The sequence below is a fragment of the Massilia solisilvae genome (assembly GCF_024753215.1).
Classification (GTDB): Bacteria; Pseudomonadota; Gammaproteobacteria; order Burkholderiales; family Burkholderiaceae_D; genus Telluria; species Telluria solisilvae.
Map to the genome: position 1 here is coordinate 473,428 of NZ_JANUGV010000001.1, position 25,408 is coordinate 498,835.

Annotated in this window: 18 protein-coding genes; 9 read left to right on the top strand and 9 right to left on the bottom strand. The window is 64.7% G+C overall.

Annotated features, from left to right (window positions below; genetic code table 11):
- Position 1: 1 nt before the first annotated feature.
- The 5 genes from NX773_RS02090 to NX773_RS02110 form a co-directional block, all read right to left on the bottom strand.
- Complete coding sequence (locus NX773_RS02090) at positions 2–898, bottom strand: MotA/TolQ/ExbB proton channel family protein (protein ID WP_258854734.1); 897 nt, start codon at positions 896–898, stop codon at positions 2–4.
- Between the two features lie 82 nt (positions 899–980).
- The gene (locus tag NX773_RS02095; RefSeq protein WP_258821240.1) at positions 981–1,637 is read right to left on the bottom strand and encodes an energy transducer TonB; all 657 of its coding nucleotides are present in this window, start codon (positions 1,635–1,637) and stop codon (positions 981–983) included.
- A 696-nt stretch (positions 1,638–2,333) separates the two neighbouring features.
- Positions 2,334–3,863, bottom strand: coding sequence for a SpoVR family protein (locus tag NX773_RS02100; protein WP_258854735.1), 1,530 nt, complete (start codon positions 3,861–3,863; stop codon positions 2,334–2,336).
- A gap of 12 nt (positions 3,864–3,875) precedes the next feature.
- On the bottom strand, positions 3,876–5,150 hold the full coding sequence (locus NX773_RS02105) for a YeaH/YhbH family protein (protein WP_258854736.1): 1,275 nt from the start codon (positions 5,148–5,150) through the stop codon (positions 3,876–3,878).
- 326 nt (positions 5,151–5,476) lie between these two features.
- Positions 5,477–7,399, bottom strand: a complete 1,923-nt coding sequence (locus NX773_RS02110; protein ID WP_258854737.1) for a PrkA family serine protein kinase — start codon at positions 7,397–7,399, stop codon at positions 5,477–5,479.
- Positions 7,400–7,970: 571 nt separating this feature from the next.
- On the opposite strand from NX773_RS02110, the gene NX773_RS02115 reads away from it, so the two are divergent.
- The 6 genes from NX773_RS02115 (at position 7,971) to NX773_RS02140 (ending at position 14,799) form a co-directional block, all read left to right on the top strand.
- Complete coding sequence (locus NX773_RS02115; protein WP_258854738.1) at positions 7,971–8,981, top strand: adenosine deaminase; 1,011 nt, start codon at positions 7,971–7,973, stop codon at positions 8,979–8,981.
- Positions 8,982–9,044: 63 nt separating this feature from the next.
- Positions 9,045–11,576: an ABC transporter permease gene (locus NX773_RS02120; protein ID WP_258854739.1), complete on the top strand. Its 2,532-nt coding sequence runs from the start codon at positions 9,045–9,047 to the stop codon at positions 11,574–11,576.
- Positions 11,577–11,613: 37 nt separating this feature from the next.
- A complete protein-coding gene (locus tag NX773_RS02125) occupies positions 11,614–12,003 on the top strand; it encodes a group II truncated hemoglobin (RefSeq protein ID WP_258854740.1) in 390 nt (129 codons plus the stop codon).
- Positions 12,004–12,009: 6 nt separating this feature from the next.
- Positions 12,010–13,320, top strand: coding sequence for a DNA recombination protein RmuC (locus NX773_RS02130; RefSeq protein ID WP_258854741.1), 1,311 nt, complete (start codon positions 12,010–12,012; stop codon positions 13,318–13,320).
- Positions 13,321–13,347: 27 nt separating this feature from the next.
- Positions 13,348–14,154 carry a class D beta-lactamase gene (gene blaOXA / locus NX773_RS02135; RefSeq protein WP_258854742.1) on the top strand — a complete coding sequence of 269 codons (807 nt, stop codon included), beginning with the start codon at positions 13,348–13,350 and terminating at the stop codon, positions 14,152–14,154.
- A 108-nt stretch (positions 14,155–14,262) separates the two neighbouring features.
- Positions 14,263–14,799, top strand: coding sequence for an REP-associated tyrosine transposase (locus NX773_RS02140; RefSeq protein ID WP_258854743.1), 537 nt, complete (start codon positions 14,263–14,265; stop codon positions 14,797–14,799).
- A 54-nt stretch (positions 14,800–14,853) separates the two neighbouring features.
- On the opposite strand, the gene moeA is transcribed toward NX773_RS02140, so the two are convergent.
- From moeA to NX773_RS02160, 4 genes are all read right to left on the bottom strand, one after another.
- Positions 14,854–16,791: a molybdopterin molybdotransferase MoeA gene (moeA, locus tag NX773_RS02145; protein WP_258854744.1), complete on the bottom strand. Its 1,938-nt coding sequence runs from the start codon at positions 16,789–16,791 to the stop codon at positions 14,854–14,856.
- Positions 16,792–16,794: 3 nt separating this feature from the next.
- Complete coding sequence (moaA, locus tag NX773_RS02150; RefSeq protein WP_258854745.1) at positions 16,795–17,904, bottom strand: GTP 3',8-cyclase MoaA; 1,110 nt, start codon at positions 17,902–17,904, stop codon at positions 16,795–16,797.
- The gene (gene chrA / locus NX773_RS02155; protein ID WP_370662208.1) at positions 17,897–19,258 is read right to left on the bottom strand and encodes a chromate efflux transporter; all 1,362 of its coding nucleotides are present in this window, start codon (positions 19,256–19,258) and stop codon (positions 17,897–17,899) included. The genes moaA and chrA overlap by 8 nt, the downstream gene beginning before the upstream one ends.
- 166 nt (positions 19,259–19,424) lie before the next feature.
- The gene (locus NX773_RS02160; protein ID WP_258854747.1) at positions 19,425–22,427 is read right to left on the bottom strand and encodes an Rne/Rng family ribonuclease; all 3,003 of its coding nucleotides are present in this window, start codon (positions 22,425–22,427) and stop codon (positions 19,425–19,427) included.
- Positions 22,428–23,065: 638 nt separating this feature from the next.
- Between NX773_RS02160 and NX773_RS02165 the strand changes: the two genes are divergently transcribed.
- The 3 genes from NX773_RS02165 (at position 23,066) to NX773_RS02175 (ending at position 25,237) form a co-directional block, all read left to right on the top strand.
- Complete coding sequence (locus NX773_RS02165) at positions 23,066–24,088, top strand: RluA family pseudouridine synthase (protein WP_258854748.1); 1,023 nt, start codon at positions 23,066–23,068, stop codon at positions 24,086–24,088.
- A gap of 127 nt (positions 24,089–24,215) precedes the next feature.
- Positions 24,216–24,875 carry an HAD-IA family hydrolase gene (locus NX773_RS02170; protein ID WP_258854749.1) on the top strand — a complete coding sequence of 220 codons (660 nt, stop codon included), beginning with the start codon at positions 24,216–24,218 and terminating at the stop codon, positions 24,873–24,875.
- Positions 24,875–25,237, top strand: a complete 363-nt coding sequence (locus tag NX773_RS02175) for a Rieske (2Fe-2S) protein (RefSeq protein WP_370662228.1) — start codon at positions 24,875–24,877, stop codon at positions 25,235–25,237. Before NX773_RS02170 ends, NX773_RS02175 begins: the two co-directional genes overlap by 1 nt.
- The last annotated feature ends 171 nt before the right edge of the window (positions 25,238–25,408 follow it).

The window sequence follows — 25,408 nt, forward strand, 5'->3', positions numbered from 1 at the left end:
ATTAGCCAACCTTCTTAGCGCTCGCTGCGGCGTTTGCGGTGCTCATCACGCCCGACACCAGCACCGAGTGCACGTCAGCCGAGAACGAACGGATGTCTTCCATGGCCGACTTGTTGCGACGGACCAGCCAGTTGTAGCCCAGCACGGCCGGCACTGCCACGAACAGACCGAAGGCGGTCATGATCAGTGCTTCACCCACCGGACCTGCGACCTTGTCGATCGAGGCGTTACCGGTCATACCGATGTTGGTCAGTGCGTTGTAGATGCCCCAGACGGTACCGAACAGGCCGATGAACGGAGCGGTCGAGCCGACGGTTGCCAGGAACGACAGGCCGTCTTGCAGGCGCGATTGAACCTTGTCAACCGAACGCTGGATCTGCATGGTGACCCAGGTCGACAGGTCGATCTGCTCGAGCAGGGCGCCGTCGTGATGCTGGGTGGCCTTGGTGCCGGTTTCAGCGATGAAGCGGAACGGCGAGCCGTCTTTCAGGGCAGCCGAGCCGGCGGCGATCGACGGGGCCTTCCAGAACTTGGCGGCGGTTTCCTTCGACTGCTTGAAGATCTTCATCTGGTCGAGCAGCTTGGTAATGATGATGTACCACGAGCCCATCGACATCAGCGACAGGATGATCAGGGTGCCGCGCGAGACCACGCCGCCGTTCCACACGGCCTGGAAGCCGAACGGGTTCTCTGCTTCTTCCGTGGTGGTCTTGGCAGCAGCCGGAGCCGGCGCTTCGGCGGCCGGGGCAGCCGCATCAGCGGCAGCTGCCGGAGCGCTTGCCGCCGGGGCCGAAGCCTGGTCCTGGGCGAAGGCCGGTGCGGACACCAGGGCAGTAGCCGCCGACACCGAGAACAGGACAGCCGCCAGGAGAGCGGACAAACGGGTATTCTTAAACATGCTTCCTCCAAAAATTAAAATAGACAGTTCGCTGAACAAATGACAACGAAATTTAACTAAGTGAGACGAACAGCGGTCTCGGTTAATCCAGCGTCCAGACGTACTGCACCGGCTGCCAGGTTTCTACCGGCTGGCCATTTTCAGTTGCCGGCTTGAAGCGGCACCTGCCCAGCGCTGCCTGAGCAGCCTTATCCAGGTCACGGAAGCCGCTCGACTTCGTAATCTTGGAATCTTTCACGCTGCCGTCAGCGCCAATCAGGAACGACACCGTCGACGTACCGGTCTCCTCGTTACGCAGCGACGATTTCGGGTAGTCCGGCTTCGAGCACGTATTGAAGTCCACCACTGCCGCGGTCTTGCTCGGGCCAGCGGCCTTCGCGGGGGACGGCGGGGCCGGCGGGGCCGGGCGCTGCAGCTGGTTGGTCGGCGGCGCCACGCTGGTGGCGTTGCTGATCGGGCTTTGCTGCGGCGGCGGCTGCTGCACCTGCACTTCCACCGGCGGGATGAACGGAGGCGGCGGGGCCTTCATCTCGGGCGGCGGCGGCGGGGGCGGCGTCTCGGGCGGTGGAGGAGGTTTGACGTCCTCGATGATCTTTGTTTCCACTGCCTCTGCCATCTTTGTGATCATACGCTTGCCGAGACCGTTGATGATCCCCCAGGCGACAATCACGTGCAAGACGATGACAATGGCGATACCAGTGAAATTCTTCCCGGGTTCCTTCTCGTGCGAAAAATTCATCCTGCTTTCTCCAATACCAACTCTCTCGTTTTGGTCCAACTAAACCCACAAAACACGACAAAAAACTAGGGCCGCATCCGGGACATCGCGGAATTATACCTACGAATTCTTTTTTGCACAGACATTTTTGGGGGGGCAAAAGCTCGCCTATTTCCCTGTAAAAAGGGCCTAAAAGCACGCATTCTCACGGGGTCACCCCCTGCTACAGGTCGGTGATCAGTCTATACAAATGGAGACGTCTGCATGGGGTGGTTCCTGGATGTGTGGAAGATCAGGGCGTTTTCGCCGGTTCGCCAAATTTTTCACGCCGTTTTTGCTGTTCAGCAAATATCATATGTTGCCAAAGTGGCGTTTCTACTAACTATAGCCAGTTTCAGTCGAGGGCGTCGTACTATTGAAAGTCGCTCTCCTAGGAGAGGGCATGACTTCAGGTGATAGGGTGGCAATTTATTGATATGCGTCAAAGACAACAGTTCCGCCGGGAAATAGGCTGGGCGGCGTCGACGGACGCCGCCCAGGCGGTGGGGAGAGGTCGACAAGAGAACCTGAGCTTGCCGCCTTCGGGCACCGGAGCGGGTGCGCCGTTGGCGCTGCTTCGGTGAATTCAGCATCGGTCCCGGCCTGTGCCGGGACGAGGGAACACGCCCGGGTGGCGCCGGCAGCGCGTCCGCTACTATTAGTTAACAGGCGGGGAAGTCAGCGGCCCCGCTTTTCGCGGCGGCAGTCGATGAAGTTCGCCACATGTCCGCTCGGGTCCATGGTTTCGAGCCGCACGTCGAATCCCCACAGCCGCGCCACATGCTTGAGCACCTCCTGGGCCTGCTGGTTCAGCGGCCGCCGCTGGAACTGGGTGTGCCGCAGCGTCAGCGCCCGGTCGTCGCGGGTATTGACTTGCCAGACCTGGATGTTCGGCTCGCGGCTGCCCAGGTTGTACTGCTCGGCGAGCTTCTGGCGCACGTAGCGGTAGCCCGACTCGTCGTGGATGGCCGAGACCAGCAGCTTGTCCTGGCGGTCGTCGTCCAGGATCGAGAAGAAGTGGAAGTCGCGGATCAGCTTGGGCGACAGGTACTGGGCGATGAAACTCTCGTCCTTGAAGTTGCGCATCGCGAAGTCGAGCGTCTTGATCCAGTCGCTGCCGGCAATGTCCGGGAACCAGGCGCGGTCCTCCTCGGTGGGCTCCTCGCAGATGCGGCGGATGTCGCTCATCATGGCAAAACCGAGCGCGTACGGGTTGATCCCACTGTAGTAGGGACTGTTGGCGGGCGGCTGGTACACCACGTTGGTATGGCTCTGCAGGAACTCGAGCATGAAGCCGTCGCCGACGATGCCCTCTTTATATAGTTCGTGCAGGATCGTGTAGTGCCAGAACGTGGCCCAGCCCTCGTTCATCACCTGGGTCTGGCGCTGGGGGTAGAAATACTGCGAGATCTTGCGCGTGATGCGCACCAGTTCGCGCTGCCATGGTTCGAGCAGCGGCGCGTACTTTTCGATGAAGTACAGCAGGTTTTCCTCGGGCTCGGGCGGAAAGCGCTGCGGCGCATAGCCGGCGCCTTCCTCCTCTTCCTCGCGGCGCGGGATCGTGCGCCACAATTCGTTGACCTGCGACTGGGCGTATTCCTCGCGTTCTTTCTGGCGCGCCGTTTCCTGCGCCATCGACAGCTTGGCCGGGCGCTTGTAGCGGTCCACGCCGTAATTCTGCAGCGCGTGGCACGAGTCGAGCAGCTCCTCGACCGCGTCGATGCCGTGCCGGCGCTCGCACTCGGCAATGTAATTCTTGGCAAACACCATGTAGTCGACGATCGCCTCGGCGTCGGTCCAGGTGCGGAACAGGTAGTTCCCCTTGAAGAAGGAGTTGTGGCCGTAGGCGGCGTGCGCGATCACCAGCGCCTGCATCGTCAGGCTGTTTTCCTCCATCAGGTAGGCGATGCAGGGGTTGGAGTTGATGACGATTTCATACGCCAGGCCCATCTGCCCGCGCCGGTAGCTCTTCTCGGTGCTCAGGAAGTGTTTGCCGAACGACCAGTGGCTGTAGGACACCGGCATGCCGACCGACGCGTAGGCGTCCATCATCTGCTCGGCGGTGATGATCTCGAGCTGGTTGGGGTAGGTGTCGAGGCCGAACTTGGCGGCCACGCGACGGATTTCTTCGTGCGCCTGCTCGATCAGGTCGAAGGTCCACTCCGACTGTTCGGGCAGGGCGCGCGGATGGCGGGGATCTCTTGGCATGATTGCCTCTGCTTAGCGTGCGGCCTGCTTCTTGAACAGTTCCCGGAACACAGGGTAGATGTCGGCCGGCGTGATGATCTTCTGCATGGCGAAGTTGGCATTGTTCTCGGCCACTTCGGTATATTGCTCCCACAGGTTCTGCGGCGGGCCGTCCGTGATCTCGACATAGGTGTAGTACTGCACGCGCGGCATGATGTGGTTGACCAGGATCTGCTTGCACAGCACCGAGTCGTTGTCCCAGTTGTCGCCGTCGGAGGCCTGCGCCACGTAGGCGTTCCAGTCGCCCTGGCCGTAGCGCTCGGTCAGGATCTTTTGCAGCATGTGCAGCGCCGACGACACCACCGTGCCGCCCGACTCGCGCGAGTGGAAGAACTCGTCCTCGTCCACCTCGGCCGCGGCGGTGTGGTGGCGGATGAAGACGACTTCGATCTTTTCGTACACCCGCTTCAAGAACAGGTACAGCAGGATGAAGAAGCGCTTGGCGGTGTCCTTGCGCATCTCGTCCATGGAGCCGGACACGTCCATGATGCAGAACATCACCGCTTGCGTACTCGGCTTGGGCACCTTGATGCGGTTGGTGTAGCGCAGGTCGAACGGGTCGATGAACGGGATCGCCAGCAGCTTGGTGTGCAGATGGTGAATCTTGTGCTTGAGCTCGAGCACGCGGACGTCGTCGTCCTCGGCGCCGAGCTCCTGCAGGCGCTTGAGCTCCTGCTCGGCCTGCTTCATGGCCTTGCGCGTCGGCCCGCCCACCGCAATGCGGCGGCCGAGCGCGCCGCGCAGCGAGCGCAGCACGTGGATGTTGGATGGCGTACCGGACACGTTGTAGCCGGCACGCTGGTTCTTGAACTCGACCGTCTGCGCCAGCTGGGTCTTGACCATGTTCGGCAGTTCAAGATCCTCGAAGAAATAGTTCATGAATTCTTCGCGCGTGAGCTCGAAGATGAAGTCGTCCTCGGTGGTCTGTTCGCTGTTGCCGGCGCGCCCGCGGCCCGATCCGCCGCCGCCCGACTTGGGCCGGTTGATCTGGTCGCCTTTCTGGTATTCGGTGTTGCCCGGGCTGACGACCTCCCAGACGCCGCCGTGGGCGTGGCCGAAGTGCGGCTCGTTCACGTCCTTGACGGGAATCGAGACCTTCTCGCCGTTTTCGATATCGGTGATCGAGCGGCCTTTGATCGCGCGCCCGACCGCATCCTTGATCTGCGCCTTGTAGCGACGCAGGAAGCGCTCGCGGTTGACCGCTGACTTGTTCTTGCCTTGCAAGCGTCGGTCGATGAGGTAAGTCAAAACATGCCTCCTGGTTATCGCGGCGGGCCGGGTGCCCCGGTCCCCCTATCTTAATACGCTGCGTGGCGGCGTGTTGGCTGCGCACGGTTGCAGGACGGCCCAGTGTGCGCGCGCTCCAGGCCCATGCACATCGGTCGGACGCCTGCGCTGGTGTGGGACACTTCCCACTCAGCCGCGGCCGTGCGCTTGCGCTCGGCGATGCGGCCATCCTTGTGCTGGTCGAACGCGTGGGCAGGAAACCTGCCCACCCTACGGGGGTGACTGCAGGGTGGGCGGGTCTCCCGCCCACGCGTTCAACGCGCGCGGGCACGCCCGCGCCGACAGCCTTACGACGATTTCCTCACACGCAGATACCATTCGCACAGGAGGCGAACCTGCTTGGCGGTATAGCCTTTCTCGACCATGCGGGCGACGAAGTCGGCATGCTTGTTGGCGTCTTCGGCGCTGGCCTTGGCGTTGAACGAGATCACCGGCAGCAGTTCCTCGGTGTTCGAGAACATCTTCTTCTCGATCACGGTGCGGAACTTCTCGTAGCTGGTCCATGCAGGATTCTTGCCGTTGTTCGTCGCCCGCGCGCGCAGGCAGAAGTTGACGATCTCGTTGCGGAAATCCTTCGGGTTCGAGATGCCGGCCGGCTTTTCGATCTTCTCCAGCTCGCTGTTGAGCGCCTCGCGGTCGAACGATTCGCCGGTATCCGGATCGCGGAATTCCTGGTCCTGGATCCAGAAGTCGGCAAACGTCACGTAGCGGTCGAAGATGTTCTGGCCGTACTCGGAATAGCTTTCCAGGTAGGCCGTCTGGATTTCCTTGCCGATGAAGTCCACGTAGCGCTGCGCCAGGTGCTCTTTAATATAAGAGAGGTAGCGCTGCTCGGTCTCGGGCTGGAACTGCTCGCGCTCGATCTGCTGTTCGAGCACGTACAGCAGGTGCACCGGGTTGGCCGCCACCTCGGTGCTGTCGAAGTTGAAGACCTTCGACAGGATCTTGAAGGCAAAGCGCGTCGACAAGCCGTTCATGCCTTCGTCCACCCCGGCGTAGTCCACGTACTCGTGCAGCGACTTGGCCTTGGGGTCGGTGTCCTTCAGGTTCTCGCCGTCGTACACCAGCATCTTGGAAAAGATGCTCGAGTTCTCGGGATCCTTCAGGCGCGACAGGATGGCGAACTGCGACATCATGCGCAGTGTGCCCGGGGCGCACGGGGCCTTCTCGAGCGACGAGTTGCGCAGCAGCTTATCGTAGATCTTGATCTCGTCGGACACGCGCAGGCAGTACGGCACCTTGACGATGTAGATACGGTCGAGGAACGCCTCGTTGTTGCGGTTGTTGCGGAAGGTCTTCCACTCCGACTCGTTCGAGTGCGCCAGGATGATGCCTTCGAACGGGATCGCGCCAAAGCCCTCGGTGCCCTTGTAGTTGCCTTCCTGCGTGGCAGTGAGCAGCGGGTGCAGCACCTTGATCGGCGCCTTGAACATCTCGACGAATTCCATCAGGCCCTGGTTGGCCAGGCACAGGCCGCCGGAGTAGCTGTAGGCGTCCGGATCGTCCTGCGGGTATTCCTCGAGCTTGCGGATATCGACCTTGCCGACCAGCGAGGAGATGTCCTGGTTGTTCTCGTCGCCCGGCTCGGTCTTGGCGATCGCGATCTGTTTGAGGATCGACGGATAGCGCTTGACCACGCGGAACTGGTTGATGTCGCCGCCAAACTCATGCAGGCGTTTGACCGCCCACGGGCTGGGGATGGTGCGCAGGTAGCGGCGCGGAATGCCGTAGTCCTCTTCGAGGATCGTGCCGTCCTCGTCCTCGCTGAACAGGCCCAGCGGCGATTCGTTCACCGGCGAGCCCTTCAGGCAGTAGAACGGCACCTGCTCCATCAGCTGCTTGAGTTTTTCGGCGATCGATGACTTGCCGCCACCAACCGGGCCGAGCAGATACAGGATCTGCTTGCGCTCCTCGAGCCCTTGCGCGGCGTGGCGGAAGTACGAGACGACCTGCTCGATCACTTCCTCCATGCCGTAGAACTCGCGGAATGCGGGATAAATTTTGATGACCTTGTTGGCGAAGATGCGCGACAGCCGCGGATCGAGGCGCGTGTCGACCAGGGTCGGCTCGCCGATGGCGGCCAGCATGCGTTCCGGGGCGCTGGCGTAGGTCAGGGGATTCTTCTTGCAGAGTTGCAAGAACTCGGACAGTGAATATTCCTCTTCCTTGGTACGCTCATAGCGGGCGGCGTAGTTGTCAAATATGGTCATGTGCATGTCCTCTAATGTGCTTAACAACGATCACTGTCACGGCAGTGCGTTGGCGACTGCCCAGGCCCCGGTCTTTTGGCGTACTCCTTTTTTTGGGTCGCTACCGCAGTGGCGTCAGGATGCTGACGTTGACGACGGTGAGCGATTTTCTTGTTGTTGTACCGGATTTGGCTCCGGTCCCCCCGCGCATGTTGAGAGCGTCTTCTTACGTTTATGAAATTCACTATATGCCTATTGGTGCCGGAAGTCAAAGCAGTGTCGTGCGTGCCTGTATGGTGGTGGTAACCTAATGATTTTTAAGATAAAACGCCATTTTTAACGGGCCGCTGAAACGCCCTTGAATGCCCCGTTTTTGGCCCTCTTGAGGCCGCCAAAAAAGCGTTTTCGGAGGCCGTTTTCACAATCCCGATTTCACAAATGGTAAGTCGATATTGCACGATATGGCCAAGCTGTGGCGCACCGTTACCGCAGCCGTTTTTGCAGAAATTCCAGAGTGAAACGAGACGTCGGCGCGCATGCGCTACACTTGTCGGCGCGCTCCTACTTAACTGATCTCTGACAGGGAAAACCTATGCTGACTGACCAGCTCCGCAACATTGTTGAACGGATGCCAAAGGCCGAATTGCACATCCATATCGAAGGCTCGCTCGAGCCGGAGCTGATTTTTGCGATGGCGCAAAGAAACGGCGTTTCCTTGGCTTATCCCTCGGTCGAAGCGTTGCGCCAAGCGTACGCGTTCACCGATCTGCAGTCGTTCCTGGACATTTACTACGCCGGCGCCAGCGTGCTGCTGACCGAGCAGGACTTCTACGACATGACCGCGGCCTATCTCGCACGCGCGCATGCCGACAACGTGCGCCATGCCGAAATCTTCTTCGACCCGCAGACGCATACCGCGCGCGGCGTGCCGTTCGAGACCGTCATCAACGGCATCTCGCGCGCCTGCCACGACTCGCCTGTCAGTGCGCAGCTGATCATGTGCTTCCTGCGCCACTTGTCCGAGGAGGAGGCGATCGCCACGCTCGAGGACGCCGCGCCGCACCGCGACAAGTTCATCGGCGTGGGCCTGGACTCGTCCGAGGTCGGCCATCCGCCCGAGAAGTTCGCACGCGTGTTCGACCGCGCGCGCGAGCTGGGCCTGCACCTGGTGGCGCACGCCGGCGAGGAAGGTCCGCCGGCCTACATCCGCAATGCGCTCGATATCCTCAACGTCGAACGCATCGACCACGGCGTGCGCTGCCTGGAAGACCCGCTGCTGGTCGAGCGCCTGGTGCGCGAGCAGGTGCCGCTGACGGTGTGCCCGCTGTCGAACATCAAGCTGCGCGTGTTCGACGTGATGGGCAAGCACAACCTGCGTGACCTGCTCGACAAGGGACTGGTGGCGACCGTGAATTCGGACGACCCGGCGTACTTCGGCGGCTACGTCAACGACAACTACGTGGCCGCGTTCGAGGCGCTGCCGCTGGATGCGTCGCACGCGAAGCAGCTGGCGAAGAACAGCTTCACGGCGGCATTCCTGGAGCCGGAACAGAAGCGCGCATTCCTGGCCGAGGTTGAATCGTTCTTTGCTCAACACCCTTAATCAACGTCGTTCCCGCGAATGCGGGAACGACGGGTTGGGACTGACAATAAAACGGGAGTCGCGATGTTCAAGCAATCCCTGCGCATGACCCTGCGCGACTGGCGCGCCGGCGAGCTGCGCTTCCTGCTGGTGGCGCTGGTGGTCGCCGTGTCGGCGCTGTCCGCTGTCGGCTTCTTCGTTGACCGCATGCGCACCGCACTCAATCGCGACGCGCACCAGCTGATCGGCGCCGACCTGCTCGTGAGCGCAGACCAGCCGGTCCGCGCCGACTGGCGCCGCGAGGCCGAGCGGCGCGGCCTGGTGCTGGCCGATACGGCGGTATTCCCCAGCATGGCGCAGGCCGGCGAGGGCGATGCCTCGGTCGCGCAGCTGGTGTCGGTGAAGGCGGTGTCGAAACGCTACCCGCTGCGCGGGCAGATGCGCATCTCCACCAATGCCGACGACGCCAGTTCGGCGATCGGCGCGAATACCTCTGTGATTCCGGCGCCCGGCACGGTGTGGGTGGACCCGAACCTGCTGGTGAGCCTGAAGCTTGGCGTTGGCGGCACCATTCAGCTGGGCGACAAGCGCTTCGTGATCGCGCAGCTGATCGCGGCCGAGCCGGACCGCGGCTCCGCGATCGTCAACTTCGCGCCGCGCGTGATGCTGTCGATGGACGACCTGCCCGCCACGCACCTCGCCGACGACTCTGCGCGCGTGATGTGGCGCATGCAGGTGGCGGCGCCGTCGAACGACGACCTGTCGCGCGTGGACGAGTACGAACGCTGGATGCGCGCGCAAATCGACAGCGGCGCCGTCAAGGGCGTGCGCATCGAATCGCTGGAAAACGGCCGGCCCGAGATGCGCGCCACGCTCGACCGCGCGGACCGCTTCCTGTCGCTGGTCGGCCTGCTGTCGGCCATGCTGGCGGCAGTCGCGGTTGCGATGGCCGCGCGCCGCTTCATGCAACGCCACCTGGATGCATGCGCAATGCTGCGCTGCCTGGGCATGACTCAGAACCAGGTCGGATTCATGTACCTGCTCGAATTCGCGCTGGTCGGCCTGGCCGGCAGCATCCTCGGCGTGCTGGTCGGGCTGGCTGCCCACTACGTGCTGGTTGCCCTCGTCGGCAACATGATCACCACCGACCTGCCGCCGCTTTCGCTGCTGCCCGCCCTGCAGGGCATCGCGACCGGGCTGCTCCTGCTCGTCGGCTTTGCGCTGCCGCCGGTGCTCCAGCTGCGCAACGTGCCGCACAACCGCGTGATCCGCCGCGAGCAGGCCGCGCCGCAACCGATGGCGCTGGCCACCTATGGGCTCGGTGTCGTGGTGTTCATCGCGCTGCTGCTGTGGCAGGTCGGCGATCCCAAGCTGGCGTTGATCACGGCCGGCGGCTTCCTCGGCGGCTTTGGCGTGTTCGCGCTGGTGGGCTGGCTGGCGCTGATGGTGTTGCGGCGGCTGCGTGGCCTGTCGAAACGCCAGGGCTGGCGCTTTGCGCTCACTTCGCTGCAGCGCCGGCCCGGCGCGACAGTGGTGCAGGTGGTCGCGCTGTCGCTTGGCCTGATGGCGCTCCTGCTGCTGACCGTCGTGCGCGGCGACCTGATGAAGGCATGGCAGGTCTCGCTGCCGCCGGACGCGCCGAACCGCTTCATCATCAATATCCAGCCGGACCAGAAGCAAGCAGTGGCGCGTCAGATCCAGGACGCCGGCGTGGCGAACCCGGTGCTGTACCCGATGATCCGCGGCCGGCTCACCGCCGTGAACGGCCAGCCGGTCACGCCGCAGACCTACACCAATGAAGACGCGCGCCGCCTGGCGGACCGCGAATTCAATCTTTCGACCATGGCGCAGATACCGGAGCAGAACGAGATCGTGTCCGGCCGCTGGTTCAACGACGGGCCAGGCGTGGCCGAGGCCTCGGTCGAGCAGGGGATCGCGCGCACGCTCAACCTGAAGCTGGGCGACGTGATGCGCTTCGATATGGCGGGGCAGGTGGTCGATGCGAAGATCACGAGCCTGCGCAAGCTGGAATGGGGCTCCATGCGCGCCAACTTCTTCGTCATCATCAACCCGGCCGCCATGACGAATGCGCCGCAGACCTTCATGACCGCGTTCTACCTGCCGCGGCGCGGCGCGGCGCTGGCCAATACGCTCACGCGCGCCTACCCCAATCTCACCGTGATCGACGTCTCCGGCATCATCCACCAGCTGCAGGAGGTGCTCGACCAGGTGGTCACGGCGGTCGAATTCCTGTTCCTGTTCACGCTTGCCTCCGGCGTGCTGGTGCTGTACGCGGCGCTCATGGGTTCGCAAGCCGAACGCACGCGCGAAGCGGGCCTGCTGCGCGCGCTCGGCGCCACCCGCGCGCAGCTCGCGCAAGCGCAGCGCATCGAGTTCCTGATCGTGGGCGGGCTTTCGGGCGTGCTGGCGGCATCTGGCGCGGCGGGGCTGGGCTGGGCGCTCGCCACGTACCAGTTGAAGTTCCCGTGGTCGTTCGAGCCGGGGGTGTGGGCTGCGGGACTGGTGGCTGGCGCCGTGTGCGCCCTGATCGGCGGTTGGCTGGGATTGCGCAACGTGTTGCGCCAGCCACCGCTGCAGACGCTGCGCGAGGCCTGAGCCCCACGGGCCGCGGCGGCTGCGCTATCATCACAGGATGAGTGACGCACCTACCCCCTACGACATGATCGGCGGCGAAAGCCGCTTGCGCGAACTGGTCGACCGCTTTTACGACCTGATGGAGCTGGAGCCGGAGTTCGCCTGCATCCACGCGATGCACCCGAAACCGAACGACAGCTCGCGCGAGAAGCTGTTCATGTTCCTGTCCGGCTGGCTGGGCGGGCCTGACCTGTTCATCGAAAAGTACGGCCACCCGATGCTGCGCGCGCGCCATCTGCCGTTCGCCATCGGCAGCAGCGAGCGCGACCAGTGGCTGCGCTGCATGGCGTGGGCGATGCAGGACATCGGCATCGACGAGGAAATGCAGCTGCGCCTGATGCAGTCGTTCTACAACACGGCCGACTGGATGCGCAACAAGGCCGGCTGAGCGAACATGACGGACACCCACTTCCTGATCCTCGCCGCGGCGCTTGCTGCCATCGTCGTGCTGCAGCTGGTCGCGCTGTTGCGCAAAGGCGGCGGCCAGCTGGATCGGGTCGAGCGCGAGCTGCGCCTGGAAATGCAGGCGAGCGCGCAGGGCACGCGCCAGGAACTGTCGGCCCACCTGGCGCAGAACCAGGCTGCCATCGTGCAGCAGTTGGAGGCGATGCGCCAGCAGATCCAGCTGCATGCGGCCGGCGGGCGTGAAGAACAGGCGCGCGCGCTCAAGCGCTTTGCCGACACGCTCAACCAGGCCATCGCCAGCCTGACCGAATCGAACGCGCAGCGCATGCTCGAAGTGCGCTCGACGCTGGAAACCAAGATCCGCGACCTGCAAGCCGACAATGCCAAGCGGCTCGAGGAGATGCGCCAGACCGTCGACGAAAAGCTGCACGCCACCCTCGAAACCAGGCTCACCGAGTCGTTCCGCCACGTGTCCGAGCGGCTGGAAAAGGTCCATCAGGGGCTGGGCGAAATGCAGCAGCTGGCGGTGGGCGTGGGCGACCTCAAGCGCGTGCTGACCAACGTGAAGACGCGCGGCACCTGGGGCGAGGTGCAGCTGGAGATGCTGCTGGAGCAGGTGCTCACGGTGGATCAGTACGCGCGCAACGTGGAGACCGTGAAGGGCACCAACGCACGGGTCGAATTCGCGATCAGGCTGCCGGGCGCGGTCGAGGGCGGCGCGCCGCTGTGGTTGCCGATCGACGCCAAGTTCCCGAAGGAGCAGTACGAACGGCTGGTGGAGGCCGCGGAGCACGCCGACGCCGATGGGGTCGCGCGCGCCGGAGCCGAGCTCGAACGCGCGGTGCGGCTGGAAGCGAAGACGATCTGCGAGAAGTATGTGTCGCCGCCGCAGACCACCGACTTCGCGATCATGTTCCTGCCTACCGAAGGACTGTATGCCGAAGTGATGCGGCGGCCCGGCCTGGCCGACGACGTGCAGCGCACGCTGCGGGTGATGATCGCAGGTCCATCGACGCTGACCGCGCTGCTCAACAGCCTGCAGATGGGCTTCCGTACCCTGGCGCTGGAAAAGCGCTCGTCGGAAGTCTGGCAGGTGCTGGGCGCGGTCAAGACCGAGTTCGGCAAGTTCGGCGACGTGCTGGCCGCCACCAAGGCCACGCTGGAGCGCGCCGCCAGGAACATCGAAAGCGCGGAGGTGCGCAGCCGCCAGATGGCGCGCAAGCTCAAGTCGGTGGAAGCGCTGCCGAGCGAGGCCGCCCAACTGATGCTCGGGGCCGAAACGGCCGATCGCGACGAATAAACCCAACCAGGTTCGAAGGGGCAAAGGATGCAAAACCGGATAGCGCTGTTTCTCGCGGCAGGCATCTGTGCGCACGCAGCGGCGGCGCAGGACCTCGTCCAGTGTACCGTGATGGCCGATGCCGCCACCGGCACGATGCTGATGCGCCAGGGCCAGTGCGACCAGCGGGTCACGCCGGCATCGACGTTCAAGATCGCTATCAGCCTGATGGGCTACGACAGCCGCCTGCTGCGCGACGAGTATACGCCGGCACTGCCTTTCAGGCCGGGCTATATCGACTGGCGGCCAGAATGGCGGACCACGACCGACCCCGCAAGCTGGATGCGCGACTCGGTCGTGTGGTATTCGCAGGCGGTCACGACGGCGCTTGGGGAGGAGCGCTTCCAGGGCTACGTGCGCGGTTTCCAGTACGGGAACCAGGACGTGGCAGGCAGCGCGGGCAAACCCGGCCTGACCTACGCATGGCTCGGTTCATCGCTCAAGATCTCGCCGGATGAGCAGGTCGGGTTCTTGCGCAAGGTGGTGAACCGCCAGCTCACGGTAAGCCCGCAGGCTTATGAAATGACGTCCCGTATCACCAGGGTCGGGTACGCCAACGGCTGGGAAATCCACGGAAAGACCGGCACGGGCTTCCCGGTCCTTGCCGACGGCAGCGCGGACGAAGCGCACGCATACGGCTGGTTCGTGGGCTGGGCGAAACGGGGGGACCGCGTGCTCATCTTCGCGCGTCTTGTGCAGGACCAGAAACGCGAGCCGGTGCCCGCCGGCCTGCGCGTCAGGGACGGCCTGTTGCGCGACCTGCCGGGAATACTCGGTTCGCTGAGGACCGGTTGACCGCAATCGTTACGTAGGGTGGGCGGGTTTCCCGCCCACGCGTTCAACATGCCCACGCGTTGACGCAACTCAGCCGTCGTATAGTTCAAGCGTGTACGCTCGCGGATCATGTCACGCTTTCGCCGCGCCACCGTTGGCTCCACCTTCTTCTTCACGGTCGTATCGCATCGTCGCCGCCCCGTACTTTGCTCGGATCCAGTCCGAGTCGCATTGAGAACTGCGATTGATCGCGTCCGGATCGCGCGGCCTTTTGAGCTCGAAGGAATGGTGCTCTTATCCGACCACCTGCACTGCATTTGGACGCTGCCCGATGACGACGTTGATTTCTCGGCGCGCTGGTCGCTTATCAAGCATCATGTTGCCTATGCTTGTCGCGGATTGTTCGACGACGTGGCGGTGACGGTTTCAAGGCGCAAGCATCGCGACGCGAGCGTTTGGCAGCGGCGGTTTTGGGAGCATCAAATTCGCAGCGACGCGGACCTGGAACGGCACCTGGACTATATCCATTTCAACCCGGTGAAGCATGGCGTCGCGAAAAGCGCCGGCTCTTGGCCTTACTCGAGCGTTCATCGTTATGTTGCCAAGGGCGTCTATCAGCCTGACTGGGCGGGCCTGCCGTATTTGGAGAACATGGACCTCGATTGACGGTGCGGGCTGCTCTGATGTGGTTTGAACGCGTGAATGCCCGGGACAGCCCGCCTATACCAGTCCTTCGAACGGCAGCACGTCCACCATGTCGCCGGCCGCAACGCTGCCTTGTTCGTCATGCAGAACCACCATGCAATTTGCCTCGGACATCGAGCGCAGGATGCCCGAGCCTTGCGAGCCGGTGATGCGCACCTGCGGCATGCCGTCCTCGCCGCGCGAGAGGATGCCGCGCTGGTATTCGGTACGCCCCGGCTTCTTGCGGATCGCGCCCACTGAGCGTGCCTTCAGCAGCTCGAGCGGCGCTTCGGCGCCCATCATGCGCAGCAGCGCATCGCGCGCGAAGAAGTAGAACGACACCATCACCGCGACCGGATTGCCGGGCAAGCCGAACAGGAAGGCGCTGCGGCCGTTCGAGCTGATGCGCCCGAACGCGAGCGGGCGCCCTGGCCGCATGCCGATCTTCCAGAACGTGACGTCGCCCAGCTTGCCCATGATCTGCTTGGTGTAGTCCGCCGCGCCAACCGACACGCCGCCCGAGGTGACGATGGCGTCCGCGTTTTCGCAGGCCGCGCGCAGGGCATCCTCGAGCGCCTGCGGATCGTCGCGCACGATGCCCATGTCGATGATGTCGCAGCCCAGGCGCTGCAGCATGCCGTAGATGGTGTAGCGGTTGCTGTCGTACACGCAGCCTTCGTCCAGCGGCTGCCCGATCGAACGCAGCTCGTCGCCGGTGGAGAAGAACGCCACGCGCAGGCGGCGCTGCACGGGCACTTCCGCCACGGCGAGCGATGCGAGCAGCCCTAGGTCTGCGGGGCGCACGATCTTGCCCTTTGCGAGCGCAGGGCTGCCTGCCTTCAGGTCTTCGCCGGCCAGGCGCCGGTTGTCGCCCACGCGCACGGTGCTCGGGGGGATCGTCACGCTGTCATCTTGAGCGGTCGTGAATTCCTGCGGCACCACCGTGTCGCAGCCGGCCGGCATGACGCCGCCGGTCATGATGCGCACGCATTCGCCCGGGGCCGGCACCACGTCCGATGGGCGGCCGGCGTACACGGTTGCTACCACGCGCAGCGTGGTCGGGCCGTCGGCCGCCAGATCGGCTCCGCGCAGCGCAAAACCGTCCATGGCCGAGTTGTCGTGTGCGGGCACGTTGAAGGGCGAGACGATGTCCTGCGCGAGCACGCGGCCCAGCGCCGAGCGCAGCGCCACCTGTTCGATGGCGCGCACCGGCGCGACGAACTCGCGGATGATGCGCTGCGCGTCGCGTACCGGCAGCGCGTTGGGATCGTAGCCAGAGACGCAGCTGGTGACGTGTTGTAGGGTGGGCAGCTGTGCTGCCCACGCGTTCAACTCCGGCATGCTCTGGTCGGACGCGTGGGCAGCACAGCTGCCCACCCTACGCGCGGCCGCATCGAGCTCATCCAGGGTGTTGATGTTGCTGAAGGCGTCGGCGTCGTCGAACAGCACCTCGACCGCTTTCAGGTCCTTGTACCAGCCGTCCATCTTGCGACCGCCGGCGGCAAGGTAGCTTGACAGCACCGGCAGCAGGCTGGTTTTGACGAGGCAGAAGACCGGGTGCGGCTGGCGCTGCATGCCTGGCTCCTGGGTCGCCGCGAACGCGAGGTCCGCTCCTTCGGCCTGCAGCGCGGCGAACAGGCGCCCGGCCAGGTCGGGCGGCAGAAATGGCGAGTCGCACGGCGCGGTCAGCACGTACTCGGTGGTGGCGCGCCGCATACCGGCCTCCAGGCCTGCCAGCGGGCCGGCAAAGCCCGGCGTATCGTCGGGCCAGACGGGCACACCGAAACCGGCCCAGGTGTTCAGGTTCTGGTTGGCGTTGATGGCGACCGAGGCCACCTGCGGCGCCAGGCGCTCGAGCACGTGCGCCGCCATCGGCTTGCCGCGAAACGCTTGCAGCCCCTTGTCCACGTGGCCCATGCGCGTGCCGCGTCCGCCAGCGAGGATCAGCCCACTGATCAATGCTTGTTCTTTCATTTGTTATCCGCCGATGTAGGACATTTCGACTTTTTGTGCGCCGCCGCGCAGGGCAGCAGTATGGATGGTGCGGGTCTCGGAATAGCGGTCCGCGCGCGCGCGCCACAGCTGGGCGATCGCGCTCGAGATCTCGAGGTCGCTGCGGCCGTCGCGCAGGAGCGCGCGCAGGTCGTGGCCGCGGGTGGCGAACAGACACGTGTACAGCTGTCCTTCGGTGGACAGCCGGATGCGGGTGCAGTCGCGGCAGAAGGCCTGGGTGACGCTGGAAATCAGGCCGATCTCGCCGCTGCCGTCCAGGTAACGCCAGCGCGTGGCGGTCTCGCCGTGGTAGTTCGGTTCGACCGGTTCGAGCGGCATCTCGGCGCCGATGCGGCTGGCGATCTCGCGCGACGGCACCACGTCATCCATGTTCCAGCCGTTCGATGCGCCCACGTCCATGAACTCGATGAAGCGCAGGATGAACGGCGTGGCCTTGAAGTGGCGCGCCATCGGCAGGATCTCGGCGTCGTTCATGCCGCGCTTGACCACCATGTTGACCTTGATCGGTCCCAGCCCGGCGGCGTGCGCGGCCTCGATGCCGTCGAGGACATCCGTCACGGCAAAGTCGACGTCGTTCATGCGGCGGAAGGTCGCGTCGTCGAGCGCGTCGAGCGACACGGTGACGCGGTCCAGGCCTGCGTCCTTGAGCGCGCGCGCCTTGCGGGCCAGCAGCGAGCCGTTGGTTGTCAGGGTCAGGTCGAGCGGGCGGCCGGACGGCGTGCGTAGGTCGCGCAGCATGCCGACCAGGCGTTCGATGTCCTTGCGCAGCAGCGGTTCGCCGCCGGTCAGGCGCAGCTTTTCCACGCCGTGCTCGACGAACAGCCGCGCCACGCGCGTGATCTCCTCGAACGAGAGCAGCGATGCGTGCGGCAGGTAGGGGTAGTCCTTGTCGAACACTTCCTTGGGCATGCAGTACACGCAGCGGAAGTTGCAGCGGTCGGTGACGCTGATGCGCAGGTCGTGCAGCGGGCGCGCGAGGGCGTCGTCCACGCGGCCGGTGGGCGCCTGGAGAACGGCAGGGACAGGCAGGGAACCGGTCCGCGTATCGTTCAGCATGATGATTTTTTCAGCCATGCCAATACGATAGCACGAGGCCCGCCACGGCACAGGCGGCGATGAGCGGGATGGTGCCCATTTTGTAGCGGAAAAGGGCGATGCAGGCGGCCAGGCCGATGACGATTGCGGCCGGCTGAAGGAGCCCGCCGGCGAAGAACACGTGCCCGCCGAAGAACACGGCAAGGCTGGCGATCACGCCGACCACGGCCGCCGAGATCGCGGTCAGCGGAGCAGTCAGCCGCAGGTTGCCGCGGGTAGACTCGACCACCGGGCCGCCGGCGAGGATGAACACGAACGACGGCATGAACGTGAACAGCGTGGCCACCGCCGCGCCGGCCGCACCAGCGGCGGGCAGGGCGGCCGGCCCGAACAGCGCATGGGTCCAGCCGCCCACGAAGCCGACGAAGGCCACAATCATGATCAGCGGTCCGGGCGTAGTTTCGCCGAGCGCCAGACCGTCGATCATCTGGGGCGCGGAGAGCCAGCCGTAATGGTCCACCGCGCCTTGCACCACGTAGGGCAGCACCGCGTAGGCGCCGCCGAACGTCATGAGCGCGGCCTTGGTGAAGAACCAGCCCATTTGCGCCAGCGGACTGTGGATGCCGAACAGCCAGGCCAGCAGCAGCCACGCGGACAGTGCCAGCGCGGAGCCGGCCAGCACGACGTTAGCCAGGCGGCGCCAGCTGAACAGGGCATGCGCGGGCGTGGGAGTGGTGTCGTCGATCAGGGCGGGGCCATAGGAGGCGGTGTCGCCGGGATGGGCGCCGCCGAGGTCGAACCGCTGCGGCGACAGGCGCGCGCCGGCAAAACCGGCCAGCGCCGCGCCCAGCACGATCAGTGGGAAAGGCAGGCGCAGCACGGCGATCGAGACGAAAGCGGCCAGGGCGATCGCCGCGAGCACGGCGTTCTTGATGGTGCGGCTGCCGATGCGCCAGGCCGCGGCCAGCACGATGGCGACCACGGCTGGCTTGATGCCGTACATGACGCCCGCGACGGCGGGGACGTGGCCGAACGCCATGTAGATCCACGACAGCGCGATCAGGATCGCCAGCGAGGGCAGCACGAAAAGCACGCCGGCGATGATGCCGCCAGCCGTGCGGTGCAGCAGCCAGCCGATGTAGATCGCCAGCTGGGTGGCTTCGGGGCCGGGCAGCAGCATGCAGTAGTTGAGGGCATGCAGGAAGCGGCGCTCGGAGATCCAGCGGCGGCGCTCCACCAGCTCGGTGTGCATCAGCGCGATCTGGCCGGCCGGGCCGCCGAAGCTGATGAAGCCGAGCTTGAGCCAATACCAGAACGCCTCGCGCAGCGTGACGCATTGCGGTGGCGATTGGTTGGAGTCCACGTTACCGAGAACGCTCGTGTGCGTCTTCATATTTGTGCCGGGGGTCGTAGGGTGGGCGGGTTTCCCGCCCACGCGTTCAACCGGAGCGAAATGAAACAGGCAGCCTGAAACATTTCGTCGGTGGTTGAACGCGTGGGCAGAATCTGCCCACCAACAAAAAAGGGAAGCACGCGGCTTCCCTTTTCTTGTTTGCCGCTTACTGGCGGGTATCCACCTGGATCAGCGGCTCGTCGACCGGCGGCGGGACCTGGCGGCGGGTGCGGCGCACCGGAGCCGGCTGCGGTACCTGGGCGGCAGCCTCCTGCGCGGCTTTCAGCTTCTCCGGATCGGTCGAGGCCAGCTGCAGGCCGGCAGCGCTCAACAGCTGATTGAGGTCTGCCACCGGCGCGGGCGCAACCGCTACGGCCGGCGCGCGCACCGCTACGGGTTCGGCGCTCTTGGGCTGCGCCACGGCTTGCACAACCGGTGCGGCGGGTTGCTCAACCGGTGCGCTCGGCTGCACAGCGGGTGCCTGTTCAGCCGGGGCAACTTGTGCAACTGCAGCCGGTGCGGGGGCAGCCGGAGCGGCCGGTTTCACACCCATCAGTGCGGCGGTCGGGAAGAACCAGGTGGTCGCGCTCGGCTGCGGCACGCCAGCCGGCTTGGCCGTGGCTGCCGGGGCGGCTGCCGCAGGTGCTGGTGCCGGAGCGGCCTTGGCGGCCATCGATGCTGCCGTCGGGAACGGCCACGGTTCGCTGGTTGCGGCGCGTGCCTGTGCTGCCGGCTTAGCCCGTTTTGCCTCGGCCTGCACCTTGGCGGCTTCCTCGTCGGCAACCGGGGCGAATGCCGGCGTTGCTTCCTCCTCGGCGCCTTCGACGCCTTCGGCCTGCTCGCGCTCGCGGCGGTTGCGGTTGCGGCCACCACGACGACGGCGGCGGCGCGGCTCGTCGCCACCCGCTTCGGCCTCGCCGGCCGGGCCGGTAGCGGCGACATTCACTGCATGCTCGAGCTCGTCACCATGCGGGGCGCTTGCGGTTTCGATCTCCTCGACCGGGATTGCGTTCTGCACTTCGTTCGGCTCCTCGGCCTTGGCCTCGACTGCCGGGAAGCGTTCGCCGCGGGCGCGTTGCGGGCGTTGGCCGCGCTCGCCGCGTTCGGCGCGCTCACCACGTTCCGGACGCTCGCCACGCTCCGCGCGCGGCGCCGCTGCGGCTGCCTGCAGCTCGGCGGTCTCGCGCGGTTCACGCGGCTGACGTTGCCGGCGCTGGCGGCCGCCCTTGGCTTCCGCTGCTTCAGTTGCCTTGGCCGATTCGTCCTGCGGTGCCTTGGCCACCGGTTCGCGCTCCTCGCGCTCGCGTCCACCCTTGCCGTTACGGCTGCGGCCGCGCTGGCCACGGCCGCCGCGTTCGCCACGCTCGCCGGCAGCTGCCGCGGCAGGCTTGGCCGGGGCGGCGGGGGCGGGAGCAGGTGCCACCGGGGCCGGGCCGCCAAAGAAGAAGTTGCGCAGGCGCGCAAAGAAGCCGGCTTCGGCCGGAGCGGCGGCAGCCGGTGCGGGCGCGCTTGCCGGGGCAGCGGCCGGCTTGGCCGCTTCGGTGCGGTCCACCATCGGGGCGGGCTGGGCCGGGGTGATGGTCTTGACCACGGCTTCCTGGCGCGGACGCGCTTCTTCCTTCTGGCGCTTGGAGAAGCCCATGTCGGTTTCGGCGGTTTCGGCCAGGGTATAGCTGGCAGCCGCTTCTTCCAGGCGCGGGTCGTCGTGCTTGATGCGCTCGAGCTTGTAGTGCGGCGTTTCCAGGTGCTTGTTCGGGATCAGGATGACGGCGATGCGGTGGCGGTTCTCGATCTTGAGCACTTCGCCGCGCTTTTCGTTGAGCAGGAACGCGGCCACGTCGACCGGCACCTGCACGTGGATGGTCGCCGAGTTCTCCTTCATCGCCTCTTCCTGGATGATGCGCAGGACCTGCAGGGCGGACGACTCGGTGTCGCGGATGTGGCCGGTGCCGGAGCAGCGCGGGCAGGTCACGTGCGAGCCTTCGGACAGCGACGGGCGCAGGCGCTGGCGCGACAGTTCCATCAGGCCGAAGCGCGAGATCTTGCCCATCTGCACGCGTGCACGGTCGTGGTGCAGCGCGTCCTTCAGGCGCTGTTCCACTTCGCGCTGGTTCTTGGCCACTTCCATGTCGATGAAGTCGATCACGATCAGGCCGCCCAGGTCGCGCAGGCGCAGCTGGCGGGCCACTTCATCGGCCGCTTCCAGGTTGGTGTTGAAGGCGGTGGTCTCGATGTCCGAGCCGCGCGTGGCGCGTGCCGAGTTGACGTCGATGGACACCAGCGCTTCGGTGTGGTCGATGACGATCGCGCCGCCCGAGGGCAGCGGCACGGTGCGGGCGTAGGCGGTCTCGATCTGGTGTTCGATCTGGAAACGCGAGAACAGCGGCACGTCGTCGCTGTAACGCTTCACGCGGTGCACCATGTCCGGCATCACGTGGCTCATGAACTGGTGCGCCTGGTCGTAGATCTCGTCGGTGTCGATCAGGATCTCGCCGATGTCCGGCTGGAAGTAGTCGCGGATCGCGCGGATCACCAGCGAGCTTTCCTGGTAAATCAGGAACGCGCCCGGGGCCGACTTGCCGGCGCCTTCGATGGCGCGCCACAGCTGCATCAGGTAATTGAGGTCCCACTGCAGCTCTTCGACCGTGCGGCCGATGCCGGCGGTGCGGGCGATCACCGACATGCCCTGCGGCAGGTCGAGCTTGTCCATGGTTTCGCGCAGTTCCTGGCGTTCTTCGCCTTCGACGCGGCGCGACACGCCGCCGCCGCGCGGGTTGTTGGGCATGAGCACCAGGTAGCGGCCGGCCAGCGAGATGAACGAGGTCAGGGCCGCGCCCTTGTTGCCGCGTTCCTCTTTCTCGACCTGCACCATGATTTCCTGGCCTTCGCGCAGGGCTTCCTTGATGGTGGCGTTGCGCACGTCCACGCCTTCGCGGAAGTACGAGCGGGCCACTTCCTTGAACGGCAGGAAGCCGTGGCGCTCTTCGCCATAGCTGACGAAGCAGGCCTCGAGCGAGGGCTCGATGCGGGTGATGACACCCTTGTAGATGTTGGACTTGCGCTGTTCGCGGCCGGCCGTTTCGATATCGATATCGATCAGCTTCTGGCCATCGACGATTGCTACGCGCAGCTCCTCCTGCTGGGTAGCATTAAACAACATGCGTTTCATTTTTATAAACTCCGCGACCCGTAGGCCGTTCCAGGCCGCCTTGCCAAAGGGCGGCAAAAGTACAAGGAAGCACGCGGGGAGGGGAGTGTCGGAGGGTGAGTATGCCCTACTCCTGCGGCGTGGCGACGCAACGCGTCGCCGCCCGCAACAGGGCGCGGATGGACATCAATCGTTATTGCCGAGCGCACTGTGCGCAACCTGCAGCTGCTGCATGCGGCCCTGTGGGCGGCACGGCCAGCAGCCGGGGCGATGTGCTAAAACCAGCCAAACCGTAGCCAGCGAACACCAAGACTTCGAAACAGGCGATAGAATCAGCCTTTATTCACGAGCCTTCTGGATGAGGCCTACATCGGGTCGGGCGAAAACGGCAAGCGTTATCGACGCCATCAACCAGCGAGCCACCCAGGGGCGGCTTGCCGGTACTTATCCTTAATTTCCAAACAATCCAATCCGCATCCCTGGCGCGCTGCCCGGCTGCAACTGCGGTGCAACCCAAGTTCGCGCAGGAATGTGCGTACAGTTATTTCCCCATCGAGTGCATTTTTTGCGGGGCCGACGGGGACGCCCCTGTGTAAAATATCGTTTTAATTCTTACACCAGCAGAGGTTTGACCGCCGCCTGTCGATTATATATTCAAAATGAAGGACTTAAAGAGAATTTCTGGGAAGACAGAGGAAACGAAGGCGCAAAATGCTGTTGTTCCCCCTTCATCGCAGGCAGCGCAACAAGTGCGGCTGGTGACAATTACCGAGGAAGAGGCGGGTCAGCGTATTGACAATTACCTGCTGCGCGTCTGCAAAGGCGTCCCCAAGAGCCATGTTTACCGCATCCTGCGCTCGGGCGAAGTGCGCGTGAACAAAGGTCGTATCGATCAGCTGTACCGGCTGGCCGAAGGCGACGTGGTGCGCATCCCGCCGGTGCGGCTGGCCGAGCGCAGCGGGGCGGCGCCGGTGCCGGGGGCCGAATTCGCGATCCTGTTCGAGGACAGCCACCTGCTCGTGATCGACAAGCCGGCCGGGGTGGCCGTGCACGGCGGCTCGGGCGTGTCGTACGGCGTCATCGAGCAGCTGCGCGCGGCGCGGCCGGAAGCGAAATTTCTGGAGCTGGTGCACCGGCTGGACCGTGAAACGTCGGGATTATTGCTGCTGGCCAAGAAACGTTCGGCCCTGACCAATTTGCACGAGCAGATGCGCGAAGGCCACACGGACAAGCGTTATCTTGCTGCCGTGTATGGTGACTGGCGCAACAAGCGGCAGCACGTCAAGCTACCGCTGCACAAGTTCACGACCCCGGACGGCGAGCGGCGCGTGGTGGTGCAGGCGGGCGGAATGGAGTCGCACACCGTGTTTACGTTGCTGCGCAAGTGGGAGCGGTTCGCGTTGCTGGAGGCGGAGCTGAAGACCGGTCGGACGCACCAGATTCGTGTGCATCTGGCTTCCAGTGGCTTTCCGATCCTGGGTGACGACAAATACGGCGATTTTGCGCTCAACCGCGCGCTGCAAAAGGCGGGGGAAGACCACGGGCCGCTGCGCAGGATGTTCCTGCACGCGCACCAGATCACGTTCACGCATCCCGATTCCGGCAAGGAAATCACGCTGAAAGCGCCCTTGCCGCCAGAGTGCGAGCGTTTCTTGGTAAGCTTGGGGCAAGCGAAGACGTAGGGTGGGCAGGTTTCCTGCCCACGCGTTCAAATCACGCTGGCTTGGCCAGAACGCGTGGGCAGCACAGCTGCCCACCCTACGACTACAAACTATATACAGAGGAGCTGGCTGCGATCAGCCAGGAGACATGCCAAGACAAAAATTCGACCTGATCGTTTTCGACTGGGACGGCACGCTGATGGACAGCACGGCCACCATCGTCAAGTGCATCCAGTCGGCCGCCAAGGATATCGGCGTGAAGCCACCCAGCGACCAGGCCGCGTCGCAGGTGATCGGCCTGCGGCTGGCCGAGGCGATGCAATCGGTGGTGCCCGACATCGATCCCGCCCTGTACCCGAAACTGGTGGAGCGTTACCGCTACCATTACTTGACGAAGGACCACGAACTCGTCCTGTTCGACGGCGTTCGCGACATGTTGACGGACTTGTCGCACGCTGGCTACTTCCTCGCGGTGGCGACCGGCAAGAGCCGGGTCGGCCTGAACCGGGCATTGAACGCGGTTGGCCTGTTGTCGATGTTCGACGCTACCCGTTGCGCGGACGAGACATTTTCGAAGCCCCATCCGGCAATGTTGCAGGAGCTCACCAGGGAATTGGGGCAGGACCTGCGCCGGACCGTTATGATCGGCGACACCACGCATGATTTGCTAATGGCAAGCAATGCCGGCGCGGTTGGTGTGGCGGTTGAGTACGGCGCCCATCCGGTGCACCAATTACAGGCATGCAAGCCGGCGTTCTCCGCCAAAACCGTGGCCGAGCTGCACCAGTGGCTGCACGAGAACGCATGATGGAAGAAGTGCTGATCTGCGATTCTGCGGCGGTGGAGGAGGGCGGCAAGGGCGTGCGCTTTCCGGTGGTGGCGTTTGGCGACGCGGCAACCGGCTTCGTGGTGCGCTACGACGGCCAGCCGTACGCTTACCTGAACCGCTGCGCGCACGTGCCGATCGAGCTTGACTGGTTTCAAGGCGAGTTCTTCGAGTCGAGCGGGCTGTACCTGATGTGCTCGACGCACGGGGCAATCTACCAGCCGGACAGCGGGCGCTGCATGGGCGGGCCGTGTACCGGAGGGCGCCTGCGGCCGATCCCGGTGCGCGAAGTGGACAACAAGATTTACTGGCAGCCGGACGAGCACATCCGGCCGCCGGCGTGAAATGCTAGGGTGGGCACTCGTGCCCACGGGGTTGACACGTGCCTTTGCGGACCCGGCGATTCGCGCCCGGTCACGCGCGTGGCGTCGTAGGGTGGGCGGGTTTCCCGCCCACGCGTCCAACCAGCCTGTGCGTGGCCGCTCATCGGCGGCTGAACGCGTGGGCAGGAAACC

Excerpts from the sequence above, each read along its gene's own strand:
- NX773_RS02165 (WP_258854748.1), top strand. The coding sequence starts at position 23,066 with ATGAAGGACTTAAAGAGAATTTCTGGGAAGACAGAGGAAACGAAGGCG.
- NX773_RS02125 (WP_258854740.1), top strand. The coding sequence starts at position 11,614 with ATGAGTGACGCACCTACCCCCTACGACATGATCGGCGGCGAAAGCCGC.
- NX773_RS02110 (WP_258854737.1), bottom strand. The coding sequence starts at position 7,399 with ATGACCATATTTGACAACTACGCCGCCCGCTATGAGCGTACCAAGGAA.
- NX773_RS02130 (WP_258854741.1), top strand. The coding sequence starts at position 12,010 with ATGACGGACACCCACTTCCTGATCCTCGCCGCGGCGCTTGCTGCCATC.
- blaOXA (WP_258854742.1), top strand. The coding sequence starts at position 13,348 with ATGCAAAACCGGATAGCGCTGTTTCTCGCGGCAGGCATCTGTGCGCAC.
- NX773_RS02120 (WP_258854739.1), top strand. The coding sequence starts at position 9,045 with ATGTTCAAGCAATCCCTGCGCATGACCCTGCGCGACTGGCGCGCCGGC.
- NX773_RS02115 (WP_258854738.1), top strand. The coding sequence starts at position 7,971 with ATGCTGACTGACCAGCTCCGCAACATTGTTGAACGGATGCCAAAGGCC.
- NX773_RS02175 (WP_370662228.1), top strand. The coding sequence starts at position 24,875 with ATGGAAGAAGTGCTGATCTGCGATTCTGCGGCGGTGGAGGAGGGCGGC.
- NX773_RS02160 (WP_258854747.1), bottom strand. The coding sequence starts at position 22,427 with ATGAAACGCATGTTGTTTAATGCTACCCAGCAGGAGGAGCTGCGCGTA.
- moeA (WP_258854744.1), bottom strand. The coding sequence starts at position 16,791 with ATGAAAGAACAAGCATTGATCAGTGGGCTGATCCTCGCTGGCGGACGC.
- moaA (WP_258854745.1), bottom strand. The coding sequence starts at position 17,904 with ATGGCTGAAAAAATCATCATGCTGAACGATACGCGGACCGGTTCCCTG.
- NX773_RS02140 (WP_258854743.1), top strand. The coding sequence starts at position 14,263 with ATGTCACGCTTTCGCCGCGCCACCGTTGGCTCCACCTTCTTCTTCACG.
- NX773_RS02170 (WP_258854749.1), top strand. The coding sequence starts at position 24,216 with ATGCCAAGACAAAAATTCGACCTGATCGTTTTCGACTGGGACGGCACG.
- chrA (WP_370662208.1), bottom strand. The coding sequence starts at position 19,258 with ATGAAGACGCACACGAGCGTTCTCGGTAACGTGGACTCCAACCAATCG.
- NX773_RS02090 (WP_258854734.1), bottom strand. The coding sequence starts at position 898 with ATGTTTAAGAATACCCGTTTGTCCGCTCTCCTGGCGGCTGTCCTGTTC.
- NX773_RS02100 (WP_258854735.1), bottom strand. The coding sequence starts at position 3,863 with ATGCCAAGAGATCCCCGCCATCCGCGCGCCCTGCCCGAACAGTCGGAG.
- NX773_RS02095 (WP_258821240.1), bottom strand. The coding sequence starts at position 1,637 with ATGAATTTTTCGCACGAGAAGGAACCCGGGAAGAATTTCACTGGTATC.